Raw genomic sequence first — 221 nt, 5'->3', positions numbered from 1 at the left:
TCAACCTATAAAATCCCTTTTCAGCAGTAGCATGAAAAGGGATTTTTTCTTGCTTACAAGTTACTTCCCATTGGTTAACTAAATAAAAAGAATTACTATTATCTGCAATAAATCGTACTAAATTTAATTTGGGGCTTTGGGAAAGCAAGACCAAATCAGGTTTTTCATTATTAACATAAACCGAAGAGCTATCTACAATTAGAATCCTTTTACCTTGAAAA

At 30.8% G+C, this 221-nt stretch carries 1 pseudogene; it reads right to left on the bottom strand.

Annotation, left to right across the window (positions count from 1 at the left end):
• Positions 1–221: pseudogene (locus FIA58_RS21245) on the bottom strand (ComEC/Rec2 family competence protein); the annotation flags it as partial.

The sequence above is a fragment of the Flavobacterium jejuense genome (assembly GCF_006491595.2).
Taxonomy (GTDB): domain Bacteria; phylum Bacteroidota; class Bacteroidia; order Flavobacteriales; family Flavobacteriaceae; genus Flavobacterium; species Flavobacterium jejuense.
Note: the sequence above shows the minus strand (reverse complement) of the source record. Positions and strands in the feature narration are given on the sequence as shown.